This is a genomic window from Methanococcus voltae, from assembly GCF_024807655.1.
In the GTDB taxonomy this organism is placed as follows: Archaea; AGJL01; Methanococci; order Methanococcales; family Methanococcaceae; genus Methanococcus; species Methanococcus voltae_D.
Map to the genome: position 1 here is coordinate 39,515 of NZ_JANUCR010000003.1, position 26,601 is coordinate 66,115.

The 26,601-nt window shown below is 28.7% G+C and carries 19 protein-coding genes; 7 read left to right on the top strand and 12 right to left on the bottom strand.

Annotation, left to right across the window (positions count from 1 at the left end):
- Positions 1–267: 267 nt before the first annotated feature.
- From J3E06_RS04485 to J3E06_RS04515, 7 genes are all read right to left on the bottom strand, one after another.
- Positions 268–1,146, bottom strand: coding sequence for an rRNA adenine N-6-methyltransferase family protein (locus J3E06_RS04485; RefSeq protein ID WP_013180088.1), 879 nt, complete (start codon positions 1,144–1,146; stop codon positions 268–270).
- Positions 1,147–1,731: 585 nt separating this feature from the next.
- A complete protein-coding gene (locus tag J3E06_RS04490) occupies positions 1,732–2,862 on the bottom strand; it encodes a Coenzyme F420 hydrogenase/dehydrogenase, beta subunit C-terminal domain (protein ID WP_013180089.1) in 1,131 nt (376 codons plus the stop codon).
- 139 nt (positions 2,863–3,001) lie between these two features.
- Positions 3,002–5,032 carry a formate dehydrogenase H subunit alpha, selenocysteine-containing gene (locus J3E06_RS04495; protein ID WP_013180090.1) on the bottom strand — a complete coding sequence of 677 codons (2,031 nt, stop codon included), beginning with the start codon at positions 5,030–5,032 and terminating at the stop codon, positions 3,002–3,004.
- Positions 5,033–5,695: 663 nt separating this feature from the next.
- A complete protein-coding gene (locus tag J3E06_RS04500; RefSeq protein WP_013180091.1) occupies positions 5,696–6,619 on the bottom strand; it encodes an RsmD family RNA methyltransferase in 924 nt (307 codons plus the stop codon).
- Positions 6,620–6,822: 203 nt separating this feature from the next.
- Entirely contained in the window at positions 6,823–9,045 is a 2,223-nt protein-coding gene (locus J3E06_RS04505) for an ATP-dependent DNA helicase (RefSeq protein ID WP_013180092.1), read from the bottom strand.
- A 201-nt stretch (positions 9,046–9,246) separates the two neighbouring features.
- Complete coding sequence (locus J3E06_RS04510) at positions 9,247–10,611, bottom strand: MATE family efflux transporter (RefSeq protein ID WP_013180093.1); 1,365 nt, start codon at positions 10,609–10,611, stop codon at positions 9,247–9,249.
- Between the two features lie 379 nt (positions 10,612–10,990).
- Entirely contained in the window at positions 10,991–11,647 is a 657-nt protein-coding gene (locus tag J3E06_RS04515) for a class III signal peptide-containing protein (RefSeq protein ID WP_013180094.1), read from the bottom strand.
- Positions 11,648–12,128: 481 nt separating this feature from the next.
- On the opposite strand from J3E06_RS04515, the gene J3E06_RS04520 reads away from it, so the two are divergent.
- Positions 12,129–12,965, top strand: coding sequence for a hypothetical protein (locus tag J3E06_RS04520; protein WP_013180095.1), 837 nt, complete (start codon positions 12,129–12,131; stop codon positions 12,963–12,965).
- Positions 12,966–13,201: 236 nt separating this feature from the next.
- Entirely contained in the window at positions 13,202–13,663 is a 462-nt protein-coding gene (locus tag J3E06_RS04525; protein WP_013180096.1) for a MarR family transcriptional regulator, read from the top strand.
- 59 nt (positions 13,664–13,722) lie between these two features.
- On the opposite strand, the gene msrA is transcribed toward J3E06_RS04525, so the two are convergent.
- On the bottom strand, positions 13,723–14,250 hold the full coding sequence (msrA, locus tag J3E06_RS04530; RefSeq protein ID WP_013180097.1) for a peptide-methionine (S)-S-oxide reductase MsrA: 528 nt from the start codon (positions 14,248–14,250) through the stop codon (positions 13,723–13,725).
- Positions 14,251–14,496: 246 nt separating this feature from the next.
- Between msrA and J3E06_RS04535 the strand changes: the two genes are divergently transcribed.
- From J3E06_RS04535 to J3E06_RS04545, 3 genes are all read left to right on the top strand, one after another.
- Positions 14,497–15,528 (top strand): EFR1 family ferrodoxin, encoded by a 1,032-nt coding sequence (locus J3E06_RS04535; protein WP_013180098.1) that lies wholly within the window; start codon positions 14,497–14,499, stop codon positions 15,526–15,528.
- 112 nt (positions 15,529–15,640) lie between these two features.
- Complete coding sequence (locus J3E06_RS04540; RefSeq protein ID WP_013180099.1) at positions 15,641–16,891, top strand: transglutaminase-like domain-containing protein; 1,251 nt, start codon at positions 15,641–15,643, stop codon at positions 16,889–16,891.
- Between the two features lie 224 nt (positions 16,892–17,115).
- Complete coding sequence (locus J3E06_RS04545) at positions 17,116–17,733, top strand: class III signal peptide-containing protein (RefSeq protein ID WP_013180100.1); 618 nt, start codon at positions 17,116–17,118, stop codon at positions 17,731–17,733.
- 151 nt (positions 17,734–17,884) lie between these two features.
- Here the strand turns inward: J3E06_RS04545 and J3E06_RS04550 are convergent, their stop codons facing one another.
- A complete protein-coding gene (locus J3E06_RS04550; protein WP_013180101.1) occupies positions 17,885–19,348 on the bottom strand; it encodes a methanogenesis marker 14 protein in 1,464 nt (487 codons plus the stop codon).
- A gap of 963 nt (positions 19,349–20,311) precedes the next feature.
- On the opposite strand from J3E06_RS04550, the gene bioB reads away from it, so the two are divergent.
- On the top strand, positions 20,312–21,295 hold the full coding sequence (gene bioB / locus J3E06_RS04555; RefSeq protein WP_418904712.1) for a biotin synthase BioB: 984 nt from the start codon (positions 20,312–20,314) through the stop codon (positions 21,293–21,295).
- A 131-nt stretch (positions 21,296–21,426) separates the two neighbouring features.
- Here the strand turns inward: bioB and J3E06_RS04560 are convergent, their stop codons facing one another.
- Complete coding sequence (locus J3E06_RS04560; protein WP_013180103.1) at positions 21,427–22,104, bottom strand: class III signal peptide-containing protein; 678 nt, start codon at positions 22,102–22,104, stop codon at positions 21,427–21,429.
- Positions 22,105–22,483: 379 nt separating this feature from the next.
- On the opposite strand from J3E06_RS04560, the gene J3E06_RS04565 reads away from it, so the two are divergent.
- Positions 22,484–23,806 carry an APC family permease gene (locus J3E06_RS04565; protein ID WP_013180104.1) on the top strand — a complete coding sequence of 441 codons (1,323 nt, stop codon included), beginning with the start codon at positions 22,484–22,486 and terminating at the stop codon, positions 23,804–23,806.
- 75 nt (positions 23,807–23,881) lie between these two features.
- Here J3E06_RS04565 and J3E06_RS04570 read toward each other — a convergent pair whose 3' ends face one another.
- Positions 23,882–25,354, bottom strand: coding sequence for a 2-oxoacid:acceptor oxidoreductase family protein (locus J3E06_RS04570; protein WP_013180105.1), 1,473 nt, complete (start codon positions 25,352–25,354; stop codon positions 23,882–23,884).
- Positions 25,355–25,455: 101 nt separating this feature from the next.
- Entirely contained in the window at positions 25,456–26,505 is a 1,050-nt protein-coding gene (locus J3E06_RS04575; protein WP_013180106.1) for a 3-methyl-2-oxobutanoate dehydrogenase subunit VorB, read from the bottom strand.
- Positions 26,506–26,601 lie beyond the last annotated feature (96 nt).

The window sequence follows — 26,601 nt, forward strand, 5'->3', positions numbered from 1 at the left end:
AACTATTTAACAATATAATAAATAGTAATTGTATTAAAAATGTAGTTTAACAATTTTAACAATTTTAATAATAACGTAATAACGTAATAAAAGATACTTTAATTATTATAAAAATATATTTATTTAAATTTAATAAATGTTTAAAATTGAATTATTAATACTCCCTAACAAATTCATAATATGGAGATTAGGTATATAAATATGTGTAATAACTATGTGTAATAACTATGTGTAATAAATATATGGTAAATTAAATTTTATTAAAACTTACCACCATAGGAAAGCTTCTTTTGATTCCGTATTATAGAACCATCCGTCATTATCCTTTTTAAGTATGGTTTTTAATAGCTCCTTTACACTATTAATTTGCGTTTCTGTTAACTCCATATCCCTTGTTTTGGTATATCCCGATATATATTTATCATATGCTTGGTCAATATCATCAAAGTACTGACAAAATGATTTTTCGTGAATATTGATGTTAGCATAAATCCCATACTGATTAAGAATATTGTTTATTAAAATGTAATTAAGACTAAAATCGCCTCTTTTGGTATTTTCAATGTTCAGAAGATTCCCTATTTTAATATATATGTCCCCATGTACAGGTAAACTTCCAAAAGTCAAAATCCCACAAAATTTATTTTTTGATTCATTCATCTTTAAAAGACTTTTACCTAAGTCATCAACCACCAATGAATAAGAGGAAAAAACTAAATCGTGCTTCTCAAAATCATTATATAGTTCTACATCGTCCCATCTTTTATTTATAACTGTGATATTGTTGATAACTTCTTCTTTAGCCCTTTTTAATAAGATATTAGACATTCCGGTTGATGGCTCTACAACGGTTATGTGTTTTACAATTTTCGCAAGTGGTATTGTATAAGTACCAGGACCAGGGCCTATTTCAAGAATTGAAGTATTTTTATCAAGATTAAAGACTTTTTTAAATTTTTCCACATTTCTTTTTATATCCTTGTTTAAATTTTCATTTGTAAGGATATGTTTTGCATAATTTTCAGAGAATTTATCCCAAAAGTCCACCAAATCTTCTTTAGATTTATGGCTAACTCCCGCATAATTTTTAACCCAGTATTCTGCCCAGTCAAAATTTATTAAATCTGTTGAATCGTCTAATTTCATAAGTTCACCAATATAAAATTAATAGAAAGTATATAGTATTACTATTTTTAAAATAATATTACGATACAGTATAGTTTAAAATACTATTATTAATAAGTACTGATATAATTTCAAAAAAAAAGAAAATTAGGATTGTATATTATATTATTATATTATTATATTATTATATTCTAAATTAGATTATAAAAAATATTAAATGTGCTAAATGTGTGTGTTTAAAATATTATTTTCCGTTTGTAGATTACTAATTATAACTTATTGGGCAATTTAATTTACATATAAATGTTTAAAATGTTTAAAATGTTTAATAACTATTTTTACTAATTAATACTAAATATTAATTGATATTAATAATATTAATTGATATTAATCAATTTAAATAGATACGGGGGAATATATCGTTAAGGAAACTGAGAATATTTCCTTAAACCATATTTAAATATCAACTGTGTTAATATATACCATTATATATGATTTATAGATGAGTTGTACTTGTTTGATATTATAAAGAAATAAAAATAATTTTATTTCTTTGTTAATGTACTAACTATGTTAAGTTAGATGATATATTAATTACAATATTAGTTATTTTTTTGCCAAAAATGGCATATTATAGTCTACTCCAGGAACGTATCCGAGAGCTTCCCTTATTTTTAACTGTGATTTATGGAATAACTTGGATAAGGGGATTTCCATAGGACATACGTCTTCACATTGTCCACAGTTTATACAGCTCATTGCTATGTGAGATAATCTCACACCTTGGAAGAATGAAGCTTCTGGAGCCATCATACCTTTTTCGATGATGTCTTGGTTTAAAACGCACTCTTTGCAAGAACATACGGGGCATACGTCCCTACAACCGTAGCATTTTACACATCTATCCCAGTATTCTTCCCATTTTTCATCAGCTGGGTATTCTTCTTCTAAATATTTAGCTTGTAATTTTTTACCGAGTTTAATCATTGATTGTTCGATTTTTCCACGAATAATCATTGCTTTTTCAGCTGGTTCTTTAGTTTCAATATATCCTGCTTTTTCGGCATCTTCAATTAATTGTCTACCTTTTTCAGAAGTAATTTCCACGAAAGTCCATCCTTTCTCAGCTCCCCAATTACCGCAAGCAAGGTCTGCGTTTCTTGGGATTTTAAGCTCACATCTTTGACAGTTCTCTCTTCTACCGAAACCTTCTTCTTCGAGTTCATCGATTTTGATAGCTTTTTCAGTTCCGTCTTTTAATTCGATTATAAACTTACCCTTATCGATTTCTTCCTTAACTACATCGAATGGGTCTACTTCATAGAATAACTCAATCATTTGTTGAGCCACCATTGGAGGAACAGTTCCACCACAGTTTAAACCGATTGTATATATTTTATCCTTGTTTATTTGATGTCTTTTCTCTAACTCTATAATTGCCATGGCATCACATGGTTTTACAGCTACTGCGAGGTTTATATCACTCAAATGCTTTTGGATTAGGCCTCCAAACATTGTAGGAGCACAGTGCAAAGAACCACAGCTATTAACAAGCTCTTCCGAGTTGTTAATAAGTGTAGGAACTCCATCATATACGTCTGCTCCTTTTTCAAGTGCTAAAACTCCGTCAACTACTTTACTATCAAGAAGATACTTGAATAATGCAGTAACAGCTCCACCACATTCACCATATTTTTGAATATCTTCGTTAGTTGATTTAATTAGAAGATAATCCATATTATCACCTTATTAATTTTGATATTATGTTAAAATATGATTAAATTACTTAAATTTAATATGTGAAGTAATTAAGTTTGAATTATTTAAATTTGAATTATTAATGGTATTTTACTATTCAAAATACTATGTAGTATTATTAAATTTTTTCAACTTTTACAGCACATATTTTAAGTTCTGCGGTTTTTGAAACTGGGTCGTATGCAGAATTCGTCAACTTGTTAGTAGGTTCTTCGTTAAAGTGGAATGACATGTAAACAGCGCCTTTTACAATATCGTCAGATACTCTTGCAATAGCCTTTACACTGCCTCTTTTTGAGGAAACCTGAACAGTTTCGCCAGCTTCGATTCCTAAAGCGTTAGCATCTTCAATGTTCATTTCAATGAAGTTCTCATCGATTTCATTTGTGATACTTGGGCATCTTCTGGTCATAGTTCCGGAGTTATAGTGGAATATGATTCTACCAGTTGTTAATAATAATGGGTATTCTTCACTTGGCATTTCTGCAGGGTCTTTGTGCACAACAGGGCATATTTTACCCAATCCGTTAGGTCTTAAGAATTTACCTTCGTGTAAGAATTTTGTTCCTGGGTGGTCTGCTGTTTTACAAGGCCATTGTAAACCATCGATTCCCAATCTTTCAAAGGACATTCCTGCGTATTGAGGAATTACTTTTGCCATTTCGTCGAATATATCGCTTGCACTTTCGAAAGCGAATTTATCTCCGTAGCCCATTCTTTCAGCAAGTTCTTTTACAACAACCCAATCAGGCACAGCCTCACCAGGTGCTTCAACTGCTTTTCTTATTCTTTGAACTCTTCTTTCAGTGTTTGTGAAAGTTCCGTCTTTTTCAGCCCAACAAGCAGCAGGTAAAACTACGTCAGCTAATTTTCCTGTATCAGTTAAGAAAATATCTTGAACTACAAGGAAATCTAACTCTTTTAAAGCGTGCTCAACGTGGTTAATATCCGCATCTGCAACCATTGGGTCTTCCCCTACAATGTGGAGATATTTAAATCCTTTACCCATTCTTTCGAACATTTCAGGACCGGTTAAACCAAGATTAGGGTCTAAACCTTCAACATCCCATAATTCTTCTAATTTTGCGGTAGCTTCGCCTACTTTTTGGTATCCTGGGTATACATTAGGTAATGCACCCATATCACAAGCACCTTGAACGTTGTTCTGTCCTCTTAATGGGTTAACACCTGCTCCTCTTTTACCGAGGTTTCCAGTAATCATTGCAAGATTACAGCAGGATTTAACGTTGTCTACACCGAATGTATATTCAGTAACACCCAAACAGTACATAATAGCTGCTTTATCGGCTTTTGCATACAATCTTGCTGCTTCTCTTATGGTTTCAGCTGGGATTCCTGAGATTTTAGCAACTTCTTCAGGTACATATTTTGAAACTACTTCCTTCAATTCATCGAAGTTTTCGGTTCTATTTTTAATGAATTCATCATCTGTTAATCCTTCAGTAATGATAACATTCATTATAGCGTTCATTAAATCAATGTTTGAACCTGGAATCAACTTCATATGGATATCTGCCATTTTTGAAGTGTGAGTTTTCCTTGGGTCAATTGCGATAATTTTTGTTCCGTTATCTTTAGCTTTCACAATACTTCTTGCAACTAATGGGTGTGCTTCAAAAGTATTGGAGCCGTAGATAAATAATACGTCTGCTTCTGCTAAATCTTCAATAGAGTTAGTCATTGCACCAGAACCAAAGCATTCGCCAAGTCCTGTAACTGTCGGAGCGTGTCAAATACGTGCACAGTGGTCCACGTTATTTGTTTTCATTACCACTCTCGCAAATTTCTGTAATGCGTAGCTTTCTTCGTTAGCACCTCTTGCGCAGGAGAAGAAACCTACTTCATCAGGGTTGTACCCTTTAAGCTTGCTTGCAATTAAGTCCAAAGCTTCTGCCCATGTGGATTCAACTAATTCGCCGTTTTTTCTAATTAACGGAACAGTAAGCCTGTCTTCGCTGTGTACGAATTCGTAGCAGTAGTTTCCTTTTATACAAACTTTACCTTGGTTTACAGGGTGTCTTTTAAAAGGAAGGGTGTCTACAAGCTTACCGTCTTTAACAACTAAGTCAATACCACAACCAGTACCGCAGTACGGGCATATTGTATGGACTACTTTAAATTCAGTCACTATATCACCGTCTTAATGAATATTTCTTAAAATTACAAAAAAGCTAATAAAATTATAAAATAAGCATAATACATAAAAACTTAATATTTTGTATTAATTCGTATAGGGATTTGAATTAATATAAAAAATACATAAGTTTCATATTTATTTAAACATATTATACATTATTTAACCTGAATTAGCTAATTAAATATATTTCAAGAAAATAATTCAAATATGGGTTTTTAAATTAATTTAGCAATTAATTAAAAGTTATGTATCAAAGATTAATTAATTTAAATGTTATATTATTAATTTTATATTCGTTCTATTTGGTCTATTTATTCTATTTATTCTATTTATTTTAGCTATTTTAGCTATTTCATTTTATGCAACTATTTTATTTCATAGATGTTATTTAGCACACAAAATATAATATATTGTGTGCGTATCGTGGTCTTGTGGGACACTACCCTCACATATGTTATTTATAATATATCCAAATGTCGAATTAATTTAAAAAAAAAGGTTTATATATTAGATGTAATCATATATGATTATTACATTTTAAAAGGTAATCAAAAATAATTAACTAATTTTTTAGAAAAATAGATTATTAACGATTATATCTTTAAAAAAAGTTTTAAAATTCTATTTTATAAAATTAAAAGGTTTATATAATTTTTAAACTAATATAACGTATTTTGACAGTTTTTTAGCTTTTTCTAAGAATTTTTTAGATTCCATATTTGGAAATAAATCTACAAAACACACATCTATACGATTATCCTCATTTTTAGAATTATTATGTTGATTACTAAAATCTAAGTCCATAAAATCCGAATGAATTATTTCAACACGGTTATTTTCGAAAATTTCATTTCCAAAATTTATTTTTAAATTGTATTCTAAGTCATATAATGCTATATCGTTTATGTCCGAAAAAATAACTTTCTTAGCCCCTTTTTTTAATGCAACCATTCCCAAAGTCCCACAGCCACAAAAACCATCCAAAACAACTTTATCAGTTAAATCTAACTTTTCTATCTTGTTTATTTTTGGATTAAATGGTCTTGGAAACTCAATATGTAATTTAGATTGATTTTTGCAAGATATAACACACGTTGACAAAGACCTTATTGTAAATATATCACACCGAAAATCATCGCCCACAATCAAATCATTCATATTTTTTGAGTTTTTTCCAGCTATTCTTTTATTATGTGAAATAACCGATTTTATTTCAGGTATTTTAATAATTTCGTTCGCACAGTCTTTTGATACATAATTATTCAGTAAAACCAAATCATTTTCGCATAAAACAGGTGCATACTTCAAAGGATAACCAGCTTCAATCATTGGCATACCAACATCTTTTAAAGCAAATTTATCATCATTTATATGATTAGGTACTTCATTACATTCTATTAGTATATTAGCAACATCTACCATTACATCATCAATTTGTGAACGTCCACAGTGGCATTTTCGTTGCCTACCTTTCAAATTTAGCTTTTTTAATGGTATAGTCTTTGAAATTGGTTTATTGCATTGTTTACACGGTTTATATGACTTTACTTTTTGTATGATTTCGCCCCTCGATATCATATTTTTCATTCCCTCCAAAAAAGTAATTTAAAATTAAAATTAGAATTACAACTAAAATTAAAATATTTATATAAAATATACACATATTTTTGTAAAAACGATTATATTTATATTATTAAATAAATCGATTAGATAGTTATATAAATAAAATTAAAAAATAAAAATAGTAATAAAAATAGTAATAATAATGATAAAAATAAAATTTATCGATATTTATTCATAAATTTAGGGATAAATTCAATTGCATCTTTTTTTGTAAGTGTCATAAATCCATTTTTAAGATATTTACGAGCTACCATTTCTTTGCCCACCCATTCGGCAAATCTACGGTCTTGTATTATTACTACCCCGTAGTCTTCCTCTGTTCGTATCAACCTACCAATCATCTGCACAACAGTTCTCGACATTATATGAAACGAGGTCATTAAAAACGCTCTCCAATGTGCATTTGGTACTCTTTTATTCAATTTGCTTTCTATTAAACTCTGTTCCTTATTTAATAACGGTGTAGGTACTGGGAAAGGTAAACTATCAATTATAACCGCCGTTAGTGCTTCTCCTGGTATGTCCACCCCTTCGGCAAATCTACCTGTAGCAAGTAGTAAACCCCCCTGTCTTTCAAAGTCATTTTTCAGTTTTTTAGCTTCTTTGCCATCCATTCCTTGTTGATAGCAGTGTATATTTTTTTTATAGCCTTTCATTAAAAAGTAATTGTATGCAGAATTTAAGTCTCCAAAACTTTTAAAAAGTATTAATGTATTGCCCCCACAAGCATTTACCAAATTAAACAAATTTTCATTTGAATTTTTACGATTAATTACATTATCATCTCTTGATTTAAATTTCATATCTACTCCGTCAGATAATGCAATTATTTTCCGTCTTTCTTTGGAAAATGGACTGTCTAACAACAAATTAGTGCTATTTCCCACACCTGTTTTCATTGCGTGGATATTTAAGTCCCCTAATGTAGCAGAACAGTGAATTACGGAAGCTCCGTCGTATAAATTCTTTAATATGGAAGATACAAGTACAGGCTCGCATAAAACCTTGTTTTCATTCCTATAAATTACATAATTACTGTTAACATTCCTTAAACCCATTACATCGTCGATAAAATCCGAAAGGGGCATATCATTAATTCGTTTTTCCGTAATAAACTGTAATTCCAACGGAATTAATGCATTATTCTCTATTTTAAATTTAAATTCTTTTCTATCTAATTCGACATTTTCTTCAAATTTTATAATTTTCTTTTGAATATCGCTAATTTCATAATATCCTTCGAGTAAAGTACCCAAAATTGCCACATCTTCCTTCATTCCGAAAGAAGTGATTTTTTCACCATTATTTACCAAAAATTGTTTAAAATCTTTGTCTTTTCCAAATGTATGCACATAATTTTCAATAATTTCCCAAAATTGTTTATCAGTTGCCCCATCATCACCATAGCCGTACCTATCAATAGCTTTTCTAATTCTAAGCGGTGCATAGTTGTAAGCCATATATCTAAGTCTACCGAGTGCCATTTTTGGATTAATTGTAATTGTAGCCGAATTTCTAATACTGCCCTCTAATTTATGCGCTTCATCAACAATTACGATGTTTGTCTTTTTCTTTTTGTCAATTTCTTCCTTTAAATAATAGTAGATACTGTTATTCATAATTACGATATCGGCGTCTAAACAGTCAATTTTAACTTTTTGATACTCACACGCACAAATTGGGCAATAATAACGCACATAATCGTCATTTAACTTTAATTCTTCTTTTTTTGTTCCGCATTCACAAATTGGTTTCCTATTAGGTCTATACCTACAATGTCTATTAAATTGGCAATATAAACGATTTGCTCGGTCCCCTTTTGATTTACAGAAGAAATTTCCTTTTCCCATCATAAAAGAAACTTTTAAATTGTGTTTTAATGAATTTAAATCTTCCAATATACGTTCTTGCTGGTCTATTGTTTCTGTTAATATAATAATTCGATTACCCCGCTCTGCAAAGTATAAAGAAGGTATCAAGTACGATAATGTCTTTCCTACTCCAGTAGGTGCTTCTACGACCAGATTTTTATGAGATTTTTTTGAATGTTTTGAATTTAAGTCTTTTGAGTTATTATTATTGTTATTAGTATTATTATTGTTATTATTATTATTATTGTTATTACTATTATTGGTATTAATAGTAGATAATTCTTTATTTTTTGAGTTTAATAGGTTATCTAATTCTGTTTTTTTGTTATTCACAATACAATAGAATATATTTTCCATAAAAGTCATTTGTTGGGGTCTCATACTTGTATATGGAAATTTGTCGTTGATATATTCTTTAAATTCGTAAAAATCATATCTTTTGTTATTTTTAGTAACTTCATTATTATTATTATTATTATTATTGTTATTATTATTATTATTATAATTCATTAAACCACCAGTAATTAAAACATATTTATGAAGAATTAAAAGTTTAGGTATGAAAATTAAAATTAGAAATTAGAAATTAGAAATTGATTTAAAATAAAATAGGTACATATTGTATAAAAATTTGCCTAATTACGTTAATGTCGTTATTTTTTAAAAATTAAAAATAGAAAATAATAATGAAAATTTTTTTATTTTAATATTTTATTCTTTTAATTGGTATTTAAAGGCTTTATATATAAAGAAAGAACCCATAATCAACGTTAAAAATCCTGACAATGGTTCTGCGCACCATATACTATTAACACCCCAATACATTGGTAGTATGTACAATAGAGGTATTAAAAATCCGAATGATTTAAATAACGATACTATGTTGGACACTTTACTATCTCCAATAGATTGGAAGTAAGTAATTATTAAGAAAACAGGTCCTAAAACCAATGTACCATATGAGTAAATATTTAAACCTGTCGTAGCAGTTTTAATTAATTCAATATCTGTAGAGTTAAATATATTAATTAGATATGTTGGGAATAAGTTGTATGCAATAAATGAAATTATACCAATAATCAACGTTAAAGTTCCTGTGATTTTTAATATATTCTTTACTTTATCGTATCTCTTAGCACCATAATTATAACTTATGAGGGGTTGTACTCCGCTACATAATCCTAAAATTGTCATAAATAAGGTTATAAATATATAGATTACAATACCATACGCAGAAACGTATAATGAACCACCGTATTTTAAGAATTGAGTACTGTATACCAAAGCGACTATTGCAGATGAAAATTGCAATAAGAACGGAGAGATACCTGTTAAAATTATTAATTTTAAAATATTTTTGTCATAAGATTTGAAATTAAGTATATTTTTTAAACGATAGGTTATATCCTCTATTTTTAAGTTTGATTTTTTTGCTAAGAAGTGATGTAAAAATATTATTGCGCCGAGTGTTTCTCCCATCATTGTGGCAATTGCTGCACCTGCAACGCCCCAACCAAATACGATTATGAACAATGCGTCAAATACAATGTTTGTTAAAGCGCATACTATCATTACATTCATTGCTTTTTTTGGGAATCCGTCATTTCTAATAATTGGTTCAAGACCTACGTTAAACAATAATCCCATAGAGCCAATAAATGCGATACTCAAATATGTTAATGATAGATTTAATAAACTTCCTTCAATTCCAAAGCTTAAAAGCAACGGTTTTATTGCCAATAAACCGACAAATGTTAAAAACACACCTAACAAGATGAGTATACAAAAAGCATTTTTAAAGATGTTTTGAGCTTTTTCAGGGTCATTCCTACCTAAATTAATTGATATATGTGCAGAAGCTCCGATACCAATCATAATAGCAAATGATATTATCATCATTTTTAGAGGGAATGAAAGCGTAATACTCGCAATAGCCTCTGAACCTACCCAATGACCTAAAAATATACCATCTATGATTGTATATATCCCATTAATTACAAATCCAATTATTGCAGGTACTGCATAACGAATTACTAATTTTGGAATCGGGGTAGTATTTAAGTCATAGTTAGTCATAAATTCACCATATGTAAATTAAATTTTTATGTTGTAAATTATTATTTAGGTATGTCCTAAACAATTAATACTAAAATTAGGTGTTTATGTATAAATACTTATCTAAATTAATAAGTTATATCGTTAATTAGTACTATAGCAATATATTATTTGAAAAAAATTAAAAAAATAGGTAAATTATACATATATTCGAAAATAATGATTTTAAAATATGTAGATTACAAATAAAACTTTGTATTATCATTTTTTAAATATTATAACTATTTTAAACATTTTAATTATTCTAAAAAAGTATATTTAAGTTTTTTAATTATTTTTATTGTATATTATATTATATTATATTATTGGTAGTATTCTATTTTCTTTATTATTTTCTTTATTATTCCTGGAATTCAAGTACTCCCACATAATTGTGAGGCAATGTGTATAATATAATGTCTCCATCGTTGTACACGTGTATATTTAGAGTTCCGTCTCCATCATAGGTGGTTGCTTTGAAACTTCTTTCTTGATAATCTGATAATTTTTTGTTATCTATTGCAATTTGGTAGTTTTTATTGTATAATGGGTCTAAGGATATTTCCCTAATATTATATATCCTGTAAAGAATACCAGTTTTTTGCACGGAGGAATAAAATGATGTTCCATCGTTTGAAATTAATTCTCCATTTTCTATATAATAAATAACGCCGTATTCATCAGTTGCTTGGAAATTAGTCAGTTCTGAAGAACTTGGACTATATATTAAGCAATTTTTAATCCTTATTTCGCCAGCATACTGTTCTAATGGTATTACATCAGTACTTTCACCACTTTCGCCTCCTGTATCGTTATCATTACTTTCATTTTCGTCGTTAGTAGTATTACTTGAATCTAATGCGCCACCAACTGAATAACCGCCTATTACTGGCGTATTGGATAATAATGTAGAGCCCTCTTCGATTCCATTAATAAATGTATAACCTACCACCATTACAGAACCCAATATTACCAAAGTAATGATTATCATTTCAAGAGATATTTGTCCTCGTTTCAAAGTATCACCCCGTAAAATGAATTACTATATAATATACTATATCTTTATATTACTATATATTGTATGTGGTATATTAGTCTATCGAATGTAAACAATACAACAATATAATCATAAATATCCTAATTATTTTATTATATAATATTATTTTTACTATTATTATTTTTACTATTATATCCTATTTAATAATTTATCTATATTAGGATATTATTAATTTGTTATTTACAATTAATTTATGATTTGAAGTATTATTTTTAAAATAAGATAATAAATGCAAATTAATACAAAATATTAGTATTATATTTTAACATAATTATGGTTTTAATGGTTTTATGCACTATAATCAATAAAATAGACCCTAAATACTTAAAACTATATATAGTTATAGAAACATATTAAATTTAATAAACTTATTTAATATCCCCCCTAAATATTACTTAAAATAATCAGCCTATAGAATTATCCCCCCGTAGATGTTGATAGTATGAGTATTGAATATATATATGGTTTTTTTTGCATACTTGCAGGCATATATTTTGAATTTGGTAGAAAAAAATATTATGATATCTTTTGGATATCTATGCTTTATTTAGGCGTAATGCTTCATTTTAATATGTATGAATTATTTGGAATAATATTATTAACAATCGCAAATTACTTAAAAAAGCATACTAAGCTCATTGCGTATATTGGCATAATATTCTTTGTAATATCGTACTTACTTTCTGGTTCTTATTATGCTTTATCATTGGTAATGTATTACTTTATTGCATCAGCACTTTATCACTGTAATTTAATGGAAGGTCAAGAAACCAAATATTTGATAGGTATTGCTTATTTGAGTGGTTTTCTCATCTCTTCGTCCTTATTTTTAGATTCTGTGCTTTTTGTGATACCTATTCCGATTTATTGCTTAATTAAAAATTATCGAAATTATCCTTCAGAATTTGAAGATATTACTTTACCGGATTTTGCAAGATTGGCCACTTCTATTAAGAAAAGTGAAAAAGATGTAAAACCTAACGACCACGTGGTAGGATATGATAAAAAATCTTTGATACGTGCAGGATTTGAGAATAACCCTAAAAACCCTTATTTAAATAATAATATTGACATATCAGCTATTGGTGAGTTATCCAATAGTATGAAGCATAAACTTAATTATAATAATTCATCAAACTTTGATAGTACATTACTTGACAAAAAAGTATGGATTACCCCTCACATTCCGTTTATGCTATTCATTGGATTTTCTTATATCGTATTTTGGTTTGTAAGAAAGCCCCTATTATTTGTACTTATTGATAATTTGGTACATTAAAAATAAATATATAAATAAAATATAGTATAATAAATATAAATTAAATTATACTTAATTTAATTAATTATATTTTTAAATTATAAAACATAAGTTATAACTTACCAACTAAATATAATAAATAATAAAATTAAATAAATTTATAAAAGTGGGATATTACGACTAACAATAATAACAATACGAGTAATACAAATAAAGAATCAATAATCGAAGATTTCGGAATTTTTTTACATATGCTAATGGGTAGGCAGATAGAAATCTCTAAAAAAAAATTTCCAAATATTGAAGAGGAATATACAAAACTTACAATAATTCAGTTAGATTACTTGTATGCAATATATAATTTGGATAACCCCTCTTTTTCAGATATTGCTAAGTTTATGAATGTTGCAAATTCATCAGTTAGTGAAATGTATCGAAAATTATATGATAAAGGTTATGTATCTAAATCGAGGTCTAAAAAAGACCGTAGAGAATATCAAATATCTTTAACGTTTAAAGGTCGGAGATTAATTTATAAAGATTTAGTTTCATCAATTTATTTATCAAAAGAAATTTTTGAAAAAATACCTGATGAAAATGTATTGAACGCATATGAAGTTTTAAAAGATTATTTATATGAAGTTAAATCCAAAGAACTTGAACAATATTTTAAAAAATATGCAGAATATAAAAGTATTGAAAAAGAATTTTTGGATTAATAATATAAAATAAATAAAAATAATTGCAATAATAAAGAATTGTAAATAAAAATAATAAATTAGTATAATTCCAAATATTTTTTATTTTTTTTCATTAAATATTTTTGATGATACTCTTCTGCCTTATAAAATTCTGTTGCTTTTCTAATTCTTGTAACTATTTTTTTATCAATTCTCATATCATCAAGTGTTTTTTGCACTTTTTTTAAGGATTTTTTGGCTAAATCACACTGTTTTTTGGTTGTATAAAATATGGTGGAAGCATATTGCTCCCCAACATCCCAACCTTGCCTATTTACGGTGGTAGGGTCATGATTAATCCAAAAAATATCCAGTAATTCCTCATAATCAATCATTTTAATGTCATAAATTATAGTAACCACTTCAACGTGCCCAGTATTACCGCCACATACCTCTTCATAAGTAGGGTATTTAGTTTTACCGCCCATATAACCCACTTCAGTATCTAAAACGCCCTTGACTCTTCTGAACAACTCTTCCGAACCCCAAAAACAGCCCATTCCAAATATTGCTATATCATAATTAGGATTGGGATTGTGTATATTTAAATTAACTTCACTACACATATAATCACCAGCATTATGATTATATTTTAAACCATAGTACGTGTAATAACTTATTAAATACCTAACTATTAATAATTAAAATATAGTCATATAATTCTATAAAGTAGACATTATAAATAACTATTTTTAAGTATGTTTTAAGGTTATAATGAATGTTAAATATAAATAACTCGGATAATAAAATATTATTTATAAATTAACCAATGGGATATTCAAATTGCTAATTTTTGACTTAAAGGTGAGATTTTGACTAATACAGCAGATAATGGGGAAAATAAAAATATGTCAAATATCAATAATGTTAAAGATATATCCAAAATTAAAGAACAAATCCAAGATAGTCTTAAGGAAGACATAAATACAATATATTACTTCTCTGGTACGGGTAATTCATATTATGTAGCAAGAGAACTTGCTAAAAGGCTTGAAAATACGGAAAATACGGAAAATAAAGGTAATGAAGATAATGAAGATAATGAAGATAACAAAACTAAAGAGATTGTATATAATAAATTAGATATATCTAATTTAAAAAATACAAGAATTATATCAATTGCAAATGAACTAAAAAATAGAAATATTATTAATAATTCTGATAAAATAATATTTATATACCCAGTTTATGGATTTGGAATACCTGAAATCGTTGAAAGATTTATAAATAGAATAAATATTAAAAATCCACAAGTAAATGTATATAGCATCGCAACTTGTGGAAAAATGCCTGGTGGTGTACACTACCACATAAACAAGTTATTAAATAAAAAAGGAATCGAATTAAAAGCAGGTTATACGTTAAAAATGCCAAACAACTATATTTTAGCATTTAACCCACCATCTGCTCAAGATGTAAACCATATGTTGGATAATACGGATGTTGATATTTTGAAATTAAGTGTTTTGATTAGAAATAATCGGGAAAATACTGCAAAGGATTCATTATTTGGTAAACTATCATCAGACGTTTTATATCCATTTTGGAAAAAGGGATTATACAAATTTGATGAAAAATTTAAGATATCAAAAGACTGTAATCTTTGTGGAATATGTGAAAAAATTTGCCCTGTTAACAATATAGAAATCATAGATAATGAAAATTTAGAATATAACGATAGAATTATCTTTAAACATAAATGCCAAGAATGTTTATCCTGCATTCAAACTTGCCCGGTTAGGGCTATTAGTTATGGAAATAGCAATAAAAAAAGACGTTATTTTAACCCTCGGGTTAAAATTAATGAGTTAATCGAAGCCAATACTAAGACTAAAAATAACTAAAAATAACTAATTAAATAATTTATGAATAAAAATTAACTTTTATTTTAATTTTGAATTTAAATATTACTTTTTAATTGATTTTTAGGTCTTTAAACGCAGGAGGTTGGCTATTATGGATTTAAGTATTAAAAATTTAAAAAAAATGTATTTAAATGGTCAAATGGGTGTTAATGACGAAAATATGGAAGAATTAAATAAAATATTCAATGTAATTAATTTAAATAATGGTAAAGTTTACAATTTTGAAGCTGAAAATATAACATACCTTAAAGCGATTTTAACGAATATTTTAGAATTTCAAAATTCAAATATGGAGTATACGTTTGAAAGAGGTATCATATTTGCAATATTTACAATTTTATTTTTAGGGCTTTCAAGTATTTCAATTACAAATTTAATTACAATTATGACTGCATTATTCTTTGGAGTTTATGTCAGTTTATTGTATTCCGCATATTCCATTGTTTTTTTATTATTCGTATTATACATAGCTTATCATAATATGCTGTACAATAAGTTAATTATTGCAATATTTACAATTTCAATACTGGTTAATTATTATTTGTACTATATTTTCGGATTCTTAGACTCTTTAATTATGTATTCGCTGTGTATCGGTGGTATGCTAACCATAATAGCGTATATTTATCTAAAATATCGTTTAATTGCAAAAGAGAAAAAATTAACTTGCAAGATGATTAGTACCATTTTTAAGTTAAATTTACCTATTGAAGATAGTATCAAGTACAATATGTCTATATGCAGAGAATATGCAAAAATAACCGCTATGCTATTAAATAAAGCTGGTTTTAACGATATTTATTACTTTGTGATACTTGGGCACGTTGCTACAGGTTTAAAATTAAATGGTAAATATTACGTTTTAGACCAAAGATTACCCATATTGTCATTAAACGATTGGTTGTATAAGGTTGGACGTAAACAGGTAGATGCGTATAGTTTAAAATTTTTAGAAAAAAATAACTCGAATGAATCAAAAAACAATGAAACCACTTTAAAAATAACCTTGGAAGATATAAAAACAATTTATCGTGATTATGACCATAACAAAAATTTATACGGGGAATTGGATTATATTGAAATTTCTAAAAAATTATTAAATTTATTAAATTGCCATCCAAAACCGATATTAAATAAAAAACCAGATTTTAGTATTTCTTTGAAATATTATATTCGTGAAATTGATGATATCATTGAATATAGTATACTAAGAATGCTTTATTTAGCTGTTGAAAAGAAATTCGGGAGTAATATTTCTAAAATCTCAAATATTGAAATTATTAAAAGTAAAGACGTTAAAAATGAATTAGTAATTAATATATGGATTAACAATAAAAATTAATTTATTAGTATTACATTTGTTATTATTTTCATTTTTATTACTTTTAAATATTTATTTTCCGTACATATGTTTAGGGTAATAACTATTAAATAGGATTATGTATAATATATGTAATTTATAATATATATAAACTAAAAATTCACAGATGGATTATAATAATATGTATATATTAAATAATTCAATCTCCGAATTTAAATTATACACAAATAATTCAGCGTGATAGTTTGAAAAGAGCACAAATATCTCTTGAATTAATAATTTTGCTGTTTGCAGTAATTTCAGTAGCCGCTATTGCGGGCTACACCTATATTTCAGGGGTTAAAGACACTTTACAACCGATAAATGCTACAGATTATGTGGACTATTTCAATAATCCTAATATCAACAATACACCCTCAAATAGTACGAATAGTACGAATAATACAAATAGCACCCCTACCGAATCATACGTGGGTTATATATACATTCGATATTGTAGAATCTACGACCCGGGTAGTTCGGAAAGCTCAAACTTCCGAGCCGTTAAAGAAGATGGAACGACTTATAAAATAAATGGCGGTCAAGTTGTCGACTCTTCGGGCACTGTAATAGTTCAACCAGGATTGGACGTTTCAATATCGCCTACAGCGGAAGTTAAGGGAAAATCCATATCTTCAAACCCTGCAACAGATTACTATTCAGTTTCTGTTAACGGTACTGCAATATCTGGACACCATAAGGACAGCTTTGTGGTAAAATCGGTTTCAAATCCAAAAAATATACACTTATCAGAAGATGCCGACGGTTCAATATACTTACATATTAATCCTTACGAATATTATGGAGTTATTGAATTTTACTAAATATTAATAAACTATCAATAAAAATAACTTATTAACTTATTAATTTTTTTAAATAATTTATTTTATAACGTATTTCTATTTTTTATATAATCCCATATATCTAAAAAAATAATAAACTAATAAAATAAAATAAAAATAAGTATTTTTTAAATTATCGTTTTTGACGTTGTATTCTCTGTTTTAAAATACAAGCACCGCCTCTATTTCCACCTATTGGGTGTTTTGGAGTCCCTAAACAATTCATACATCTTGCCATTACCCCTGCTCCGAGTGCTAATCCATCCTCAACAAAAACGACGTGGTCGTTTGGATTGTCCCAAATATTCAAAGCTTTTAGCATTTCTATTAAAACCTCTGGTTTTTGGCCTGTAATACCTGCCCTACCAGTAATACCCACGGCAGATTTTTCATTTACTAAACCATTGTCTTTAGCTATTTTTATTACCCTACAAGCCACTTTCGCCGATACTAAATCCAAACAATATAACATAGTGTTAATATTTGATTTTTCGTAGAGTTCTTTACCTATTTCTTCCAATTTTATTAAATCGCTACCATTATCTCCCACATCACAGCCTATTAAATAAGTACCTGCTTTTTCAGCTGCTTCTGTGTCTAATGGTACTGTACCGTATCTTGTACGCCCATTTGGCACTCTTTCGACACTTATAAGTTTATGGAATTCATCACAATATTCTTCTGCAAGCTGTTTGTTAATTTTTCCAGTTTTATTTTGAATATCTAAAACAGCTCCTCCTTTTTTACTCACAAGTCCAGTACCTCGAACAATTGCATCAGGAATAGCCCCAGCTAAACCGCACAAATTACCTACAACTTTTGCATAAGGCAACTCATCATTTATTACCCTACCTGCGAGTGTTGTACCAAAATCAATTGATATGCAAGGATTTCTAAAGTCTACTTCTGTCCATTTTGCACCAGATTTTAAACCAGCGGTCACCAATTCTCCTTCCATTTCATTTGCTACTGCTTCCTTACCTTTTGGAGGTACTACACCTGTCACGGCACCATCAAACATTACTTTTTCAACTAAACAATATTTTTGTAATCGCTCAGGAAGTTGTTTTTTAGTCATAATTGGGGTCATCTTAGAGTTAGGAATTCCCGCATTTCTACAGCCTTGTGCGAGTGCAACAATCATATTACCTACTTCTTCAGGCGATGCAAAACCTGCAGTAACTCCAGTACTTCGTACAACAAAATCAATATCGTTAGGTGTTAAATGTGCCTTTTCTAAAGCTCCAACTAATACGTCTTTTACCATATCTGAAACAGCTTCTTTGGTTAGCTCAATACCCCATATTGTAGTACCGAATACATTTTCGTCTTTTTTAGCAACCCTAACATCACGAGTCATTCTTACATCTTTACTTACTAAATAAGTAATACCTTCTTCCATATCGGTTGCTGTAATAATTGCTTTGGTGGTAGTATTTCCCAATTCTACAGATGCTACAACATAATAAGGTTTTACGTGCTGATTAGGACCTACTTGTCGGGGATTTAAGTCCATTAAATCAACGGTTTTAGACATAGAATAATTTACTTTCACAGATTTTTTGAATATGGATTTTATAGAGTCCATAATACCCATAGTATCACTTCCACATACCGCTATATAAAAAATAAATATTTAAGAGATTAAAAGTTAATATTAAATTTTATCGTACATTTTTAAACAATAATAAATTATACATAATAAAATAGGTTTAAAAAGTATAAATATCTATTTAATTTGATTTTAAAATAATTATATTAGATACTGCCATAGCACAGTTATTTAAACTAATTTATGCCACATATTAAATTATATATTATACAATTAAATTGCAAAATTTGGGAAATAATTCAATAGATTTATATATTATAAAATACACGAATATATTTACACATATGTGTAAAACATTTTGTAAACTTACAAAGTGAACTATGCATATGTGGAATTATAGAGTATGGTAACTTTAAATATTATATAAATATGCGACACCCAAAGATAGCTAAGATAGCTAACATAATAATATTTAAACTTAAGTTAATATAATTATATTCATAATATTTTATAAGTATTATGGATAGTTTAATTGTAAAACCTAAATTAAGTAGCTAATTATTAAGGAAAACTTAAAAATGCTTTTGCAATACAATACAAATAATATCTAACACATATTGATACCTCAATATTTTCATATTGAAGACGATACACTAAATTTTAATTATTCTTATTGTATATATTTTGAGTTATAATATTATAATAATATTATAATAATATTGTACTATGTATGTTTGTATATTCTATTTTTATTTTAATTTTTTAAAATTTAACGAACTGATTTTTTTACGTTAAATTATTATTATTATTGACATTTTGATTTTATTTTAATTTTATATAGTATAATTACAATATTGTATACAAATGAAATAATGAAATAATGAAATAATACAATATATAAAAATAAATTATTAAAGAAGAGATAAAATGAATAACGAACTAAAAAATGAAAATGATGACGTGGAAAATTCTGAAGACTTATGCAAAGCGATTAACGGAATTGAAAATATAGATACTTCAAAATTAAATATACTTGACGAAGAACTTATAAATTCTTCATTAGCAGGTATTTCTCATAAAAAATCATTGGAATTATGGGATTTAGACTTAGATGTGCTATTAAACACGACAAATAATTTAAAAATTATTTGTAAAAATAATCAAAAGCCAAAAATGGATTTATGTTCTATAATAAATGCGAAATCTGGAAAATGTACGCAAAACTGTTCATTTTGTGCTCAATCAATCCATAATACTTGTGAAATAGACGAATATGGCTTAAAAACACCTGAAGAAATATTGAAAAATGCAAAAGGAATGGAAAAATATTGCAATAGATATTCAATAGTCACGAGCGGTAAAAAGGTATCTGATGAGGAATTTGAAACGATTCTCGGAACATTGATATCAATACAGAAAGAAACAAGTTTAAAAACTTGTGCATCATTAGGTATACTATCAAAAGACCAAATAAAAGCTTTTGCAGAAAATAATATACGATTACACAATAATTTAGAAACTTCAAAAAATTATTTCGATAAAATTTGTACAACCCACAGTTATGAAGACAAGTACAAAGTTAGTCAAAAAGCTAAAAAATACGGCGTAAGCGTATGTAGTGGCGGTATTTTTGGGCTTGGAGAATCTAAAAAAGATAGGCACAGTATGTTATATGATTTAAAGGAACTTGGTGTCGATAGTATCGCATTAAACTTATTACACCCTATTAAAGGTACTAAAAACTACGAATTACTCGATAATAAGGTTTATACACCCATAGGCGTGATTGAAGCTTTAAAATCAATTGCAATTGCAAAAATAATTTATCCACAAAGTAATATACGATTATGTGGCGGTAGAGAGCACGTTTTAAAAGACTTGCAGAATTTAGCACTTTATTCACTTGACGGGCTTATGGTTGGGAACTATTTAACTACCGATGGTCGAAATCCTGATAAAGATTTAAAAATGTTAAAAGAAATGGGTTTTTAATAAATTTTAAAAACTGATTAATTTTAAATTAATTAAGTTAAAAAGATAAAAAAGATTTAAATTATTATATTCTATTTTATTATTATTTTATTATTTTATTATTATTATTATTAGATTATTTTATTTTTTTACTAATTTTCATAGAATACCAAAGACCCGTAAAAGTCGTGTGGTAAAGTGTATAAATAAACACCTTCTTGAGGATATATTTTAATATCCACAGTACCATCACTATCTAAGGCAGTAGCCAAATACCTGTTAGTTCCGTATTCGTCAACTAAATTAGTATTATTAAGTTTTAACACATACTTCGCCTGAGGCAATGGATGTGTAGCTTCATCTATTGGTTTTACCATAAAATATTCAATATTGTGTAATCTATAAACTATACCTGTATGACCCGGGATACTCGTATCATTTGCCACCAATTCCGGCTGAACATCCCCATTACTCTGAACCAGACCGTCACTATTCAGCGTATAGGCGACTCCATTCGTATCCACTGCTATAAAGTTAGATTCATATGCAGTTTGTGGCTTTGCAGGGTCGTATATTAAACAAGCACCAATACGCACATTACCTATTAACGGACCCAAAACGGTTTTATTAGTTGTATTTTGAACATCTCCAGTTGAATAAGAGCCTAATATGTTCATATTGCTCAAAATTCCCGAACTTTCGGCAACGTCATTTAAAAATACGTATGCTAAAATCGAAGCTGAAAGTATTACAATCAGTAATAATAATACCAATTCCAGAGATATTTGTCCATTCCGTGATTTTAAGGATTTTAAAGATTTTAATCTCAAAATATCACCTCTAAACAATTAAGTGGGCAAGATTCCCAATAATGAGGCTTAATTACATTACATATATATCATAAGTAATATATATTAAGTATTTTTGAATTTAATATCGTTGGACTTAAAAATAGGTAAAATTAATTTGAAACATTAGTAAGATAGATTATTTTTTTATTCTATAGTATTATTTATAAAATTATTACTATATTAAGTAAATAGATACAAAATAGGAAATAATGTCAATTTTGAAAACTAAATTTTAATGATTCTGGGTAAATGCTTATATATAAGAATATATATTTATAAACCTTAAAATGATTTAAAAAGTATTTAAAAATATTTAAAAAGTATTTAAATTTATTTAAACTTAAAACACGTGAGTAAAATGGATAAAATTAATAAATATGGGAATAATAATAAGACTAAGAATAATAAAACCTCATCAAAAAATACTGGTGGAAAATTAGGGATTTTCACACTTACGGGGCTTATTATAGGTCCGTTATTAGGTTCAGGAATCGTTATGATGCCCCCTTTAGTGCACGAAACACTCGGGGACTATTCTATTTTTGGATGGATATTTATGATGACATTGAGCGGAATATTTGCATACATTGCAAGTAAATTATGCGTATTATTCCCCGGAGACTCAGGTTTAGCCGATGTTGTAGAATATTCTTTCGGAAAATCCTTCAGAAATTTAACTGCGACATATTTAATATTTTCTGCATTTATGGGGCCTGTAATCGTACTTATGGTTTCGAGTGAGTATTTATCTTCATTAATTGCAAATTTTGGATTAGCATTACCTGCAGAAGTTTACGTAATGATACTAATCTCAATAGCATTTATTACGCTTTTAAAAGATATTGCAGAAGTTGGAAAAATTTCAACCTTGTTATCGGGAATTATATCCGTAGTTCTCCTAACAGGGGGCTTATTTACAATTGCTTTTTATAGAAAAGACCCCTTATTTGTACCAATTACATTATCCAGCAGTGAAATAGGAAATTCATTTTTAATAATGTTTTGGTCAATTATAGGGTGGGAGATTTTGGGAAATTACAGCTTAGAAGTGGAGCATCCTAAAAAAATAATACCTAAATCAGCGTTGCTCGCTGTTTTAATCGTTTCAACAGTTTATTTTGTGGTTTCATTCGCAATACAGGCGATAGATACAAATATTGTACATCCGGAAAATATGATATCTATGTTATCATTAATACTATACCCTTTATTTGGGGATATCTCAAATATGCTATTAACAATTACAATTACGGGGCTTTGCTTCTGCGCATATATGATGATAATAGGGGGCGTAAGTAGATTAATAAACTCACAAGCTTTAAATGGAGCTTTTCCAAGCTTTTTGTGCGGTATATTATCGAAAAGGAATAAATCAAATGTTCCAATCGGCGGAATTGGATTCTTATATATTATGAATATAATCACTGTATTAATACTTACTTTCAAATTATTAAATTTAACTGACATAATTACTATGACAAACGCATTTTTGATTGGCAATGCTTTGTTATCATTATTAGCGTCTGTTAAAGTATTTAAAAACAGTTTACCACGGTTTGGGGCAATATTATTATCCATATGTTTTACCATTATACTTATGTTCTCCTCACCGTGGGTTTTGAGTATTTTGGGATTTTTTTTGGTAGTTGCACTATTTAATAAGTATTTAGATAAAAAATAATAAAGTATAAAATAATAATAAAATATAAAATAATAATAAAGTATAAAATAAAAAAAATAAATCAAATATTAATATTTAATTTAAATTCTCTTTTGCCCATTTTTCGCCTGCTTCTAATACCTTAACATTCATAGGTATTAATTTAGGCTTTTTAGCAAATGTTTTCTCGATTGCACTTACAAAAGTCTCTTTTGATAAACCTGTTGTGTTTAAAGCCATAATTACGCCCAACATAACAGTATTCATAGCTCTTTCGTTACCCATTTCTCTTGCAAGTTTTAAAGCGGGCACTTCAATGATTTTAACATCTTTTGAAACGTTTAAATTTAATTCTTCAATATTTCCGACGTTTTCATCATACAATATAATTCCGCCTTCTTTTACATCTTTTGCAAAGCTTTCTAAAGATGGTCTGTTAAATGCAACCAATAAATCGGGAGCATAAACCACTGGCGAGCCGATATCTTTTCCCGAAATTACAACGGAACAGTTTGAGGTTCCTCCTCTCTGTTCTGGTCCATATGATGGATACCACGAAACATTGTTCCTTGCACTACAAGCTGCTTCTGCGAGTGTTAAACCCATACTTAAAACACCCTGACCGCCAAATCCTGCAATTTTAACGTGTTTTTCATTAAATTCTGGGTCGTATATTGCATTTTCAGCACCACATTCAACGTTAAAGATTTTATTCAAAGATTCTGTTGAAAAATCACTTTCTGGTCGGTCATATGGTTCTGATTCTTCGTAATTATCCCTAAATACGCCTAATGGGAACTCTTTTTCCATTTGTTCATTTATAAACTGTTCTGCCATTTTACTATCTTGTTTTAAGTTAGTTGGGCAAGGGCTCAAAATTTCAATGAAAGAATAACCTTTCCCTTCTTTTTGAATCTGTAAAGCCTTTTTGATTGACTGTCTTGCTTTTCTAATGTGTTTAATGTCTGATACAGAAACTCTCGCAATATAAACTGGAGCTTTTAAGTTGTTCAACAATTCACACATATGAATTGGATAACCAGCGTATGCCGGGTCCCTACCATTTAAACACGTTGTTGTTCTTTCTCCGACCAATGTTGTTGGAGCCATTTGTCCACCAGTCATTCCGTAAACTGTATTATTTACGAAAAATACTGCCATCTTTTCGCCTCTGTTTGCAGCTTGCATTGTTTCATTTAAGCCGATTGAAGCAAGGTCTCCATCTCCTTGGTAAGATAAAACAATTGCGTTATCTTGAGCTCTTGATACACCCGTACCAACTGCTGGAGCTCTACCGTGTGCTACTTGTATGTTTCCACAGTTAAAATAATAATAAGCGAATACAGCACAGCCTACAGGGCTAATCATTACGCATCTGTCCATTATGTCTAATTCTTCCATTGCTTCGCCGATTAATTTATGTATGATACCATGACCGCAACCTGCACAGTAGTGTGTTGCAGTAGGTGCTGAACCGCCTTTCCTCGGGAATTCTTCCAAAAGTCCTTTTGGGTTTCTTATTACTTTTTCAGTAGCTGTTTCGCACATATTTTCTGTGTTTGTCTTCATAATTTCCCCTAATTAGTTATTCTTTATTTATTATTAAATATTATTCTTATTCTTAAAATTTTAATCTTAATTTAATCTTAATTTAATCTTAAATTTAAATATTATCTCTTAATTTCAGACATTATTTTTTCAATATCCATTAATTTACCGCCCATGCTATTAACCAAGGATACTGGTTTATTGCATTCTATTGCAAGTTTCACATCTTCCATCATTTGTCCGTTGCTCATTTCAACAGATATAAATCTTGTATTGATATCGTTTCTATCCGCTAATTCTTTTAATCTATCCTTTGGGAATGGATATAATGAAATAGGTCTAAATAAGCCTACTTTTAAACCTTCTTTCCTTGCGGTATCTACTGCACTTTTAGCGATTCTGCTACTTATTCCATATGAAACCAAAATAATTTCCGCATCTTCAACCATATACTCATCGTAAAGTACTTCATTAGCTTCTACTTCTGCGTATTTTTCCTGTAATTTATAATTGAATTCTTCCAACTGGTCAAAATCTAAGAAAATTGAAGTTATTAAATTTTCCATTGTGTCTTCTGTTCCACATACTGCCCAAGATTTATCTATTTTTGGCTGAGCTGACGTTTCAGGGAATTGTAATGGCTCAACCATTTGACCTAAAACACCGTCTGCTAAAACTACAACTGGATTTTTGTATTTTGTAGATAATTCAAACGCTTTCATTGTAAAATCGCACATTTCTTGAACTGAACTTGGGGCAAGTACAATATTTCTATAGTTCCCGTGCCCTCCGCCTTTTACAACTTGGTTATAATCCCCCTGTTCTGGTCCTATATTACCTAAACCAGGTCCTGCTCTCATAATATCCACAATTACACAAGGAAGTTCCGCACCTGCTAAAAATGAAACTCCTTCTTGTTTTAAACTGATACCTGGACCTGATGAAGCTGTAAGAACTCTGTGCCCTGTTGAAGCTGCACCATAAACCATATTTATAGCTGCTTCTTCCGATTCAGCTTGTACGAATTTTCTTCCCACCATTGGGAAGTATTTTGAAGCTTCGTGTAATATTTCACTTGCCGGCGTAATTGGATATCCAAAATAACAATCACATCCTGCATACATAGCCCCTATAATCACTGCTGTGTTTCCTTTTATCAATTGAGTAGCCATAATTTACCTCTATGCAATTTAGTTAGTATTTAACGATTATTTCATAATAATATTATCTATTTGCTGTTTTATCTTATTCTATTATTATATTTTTTA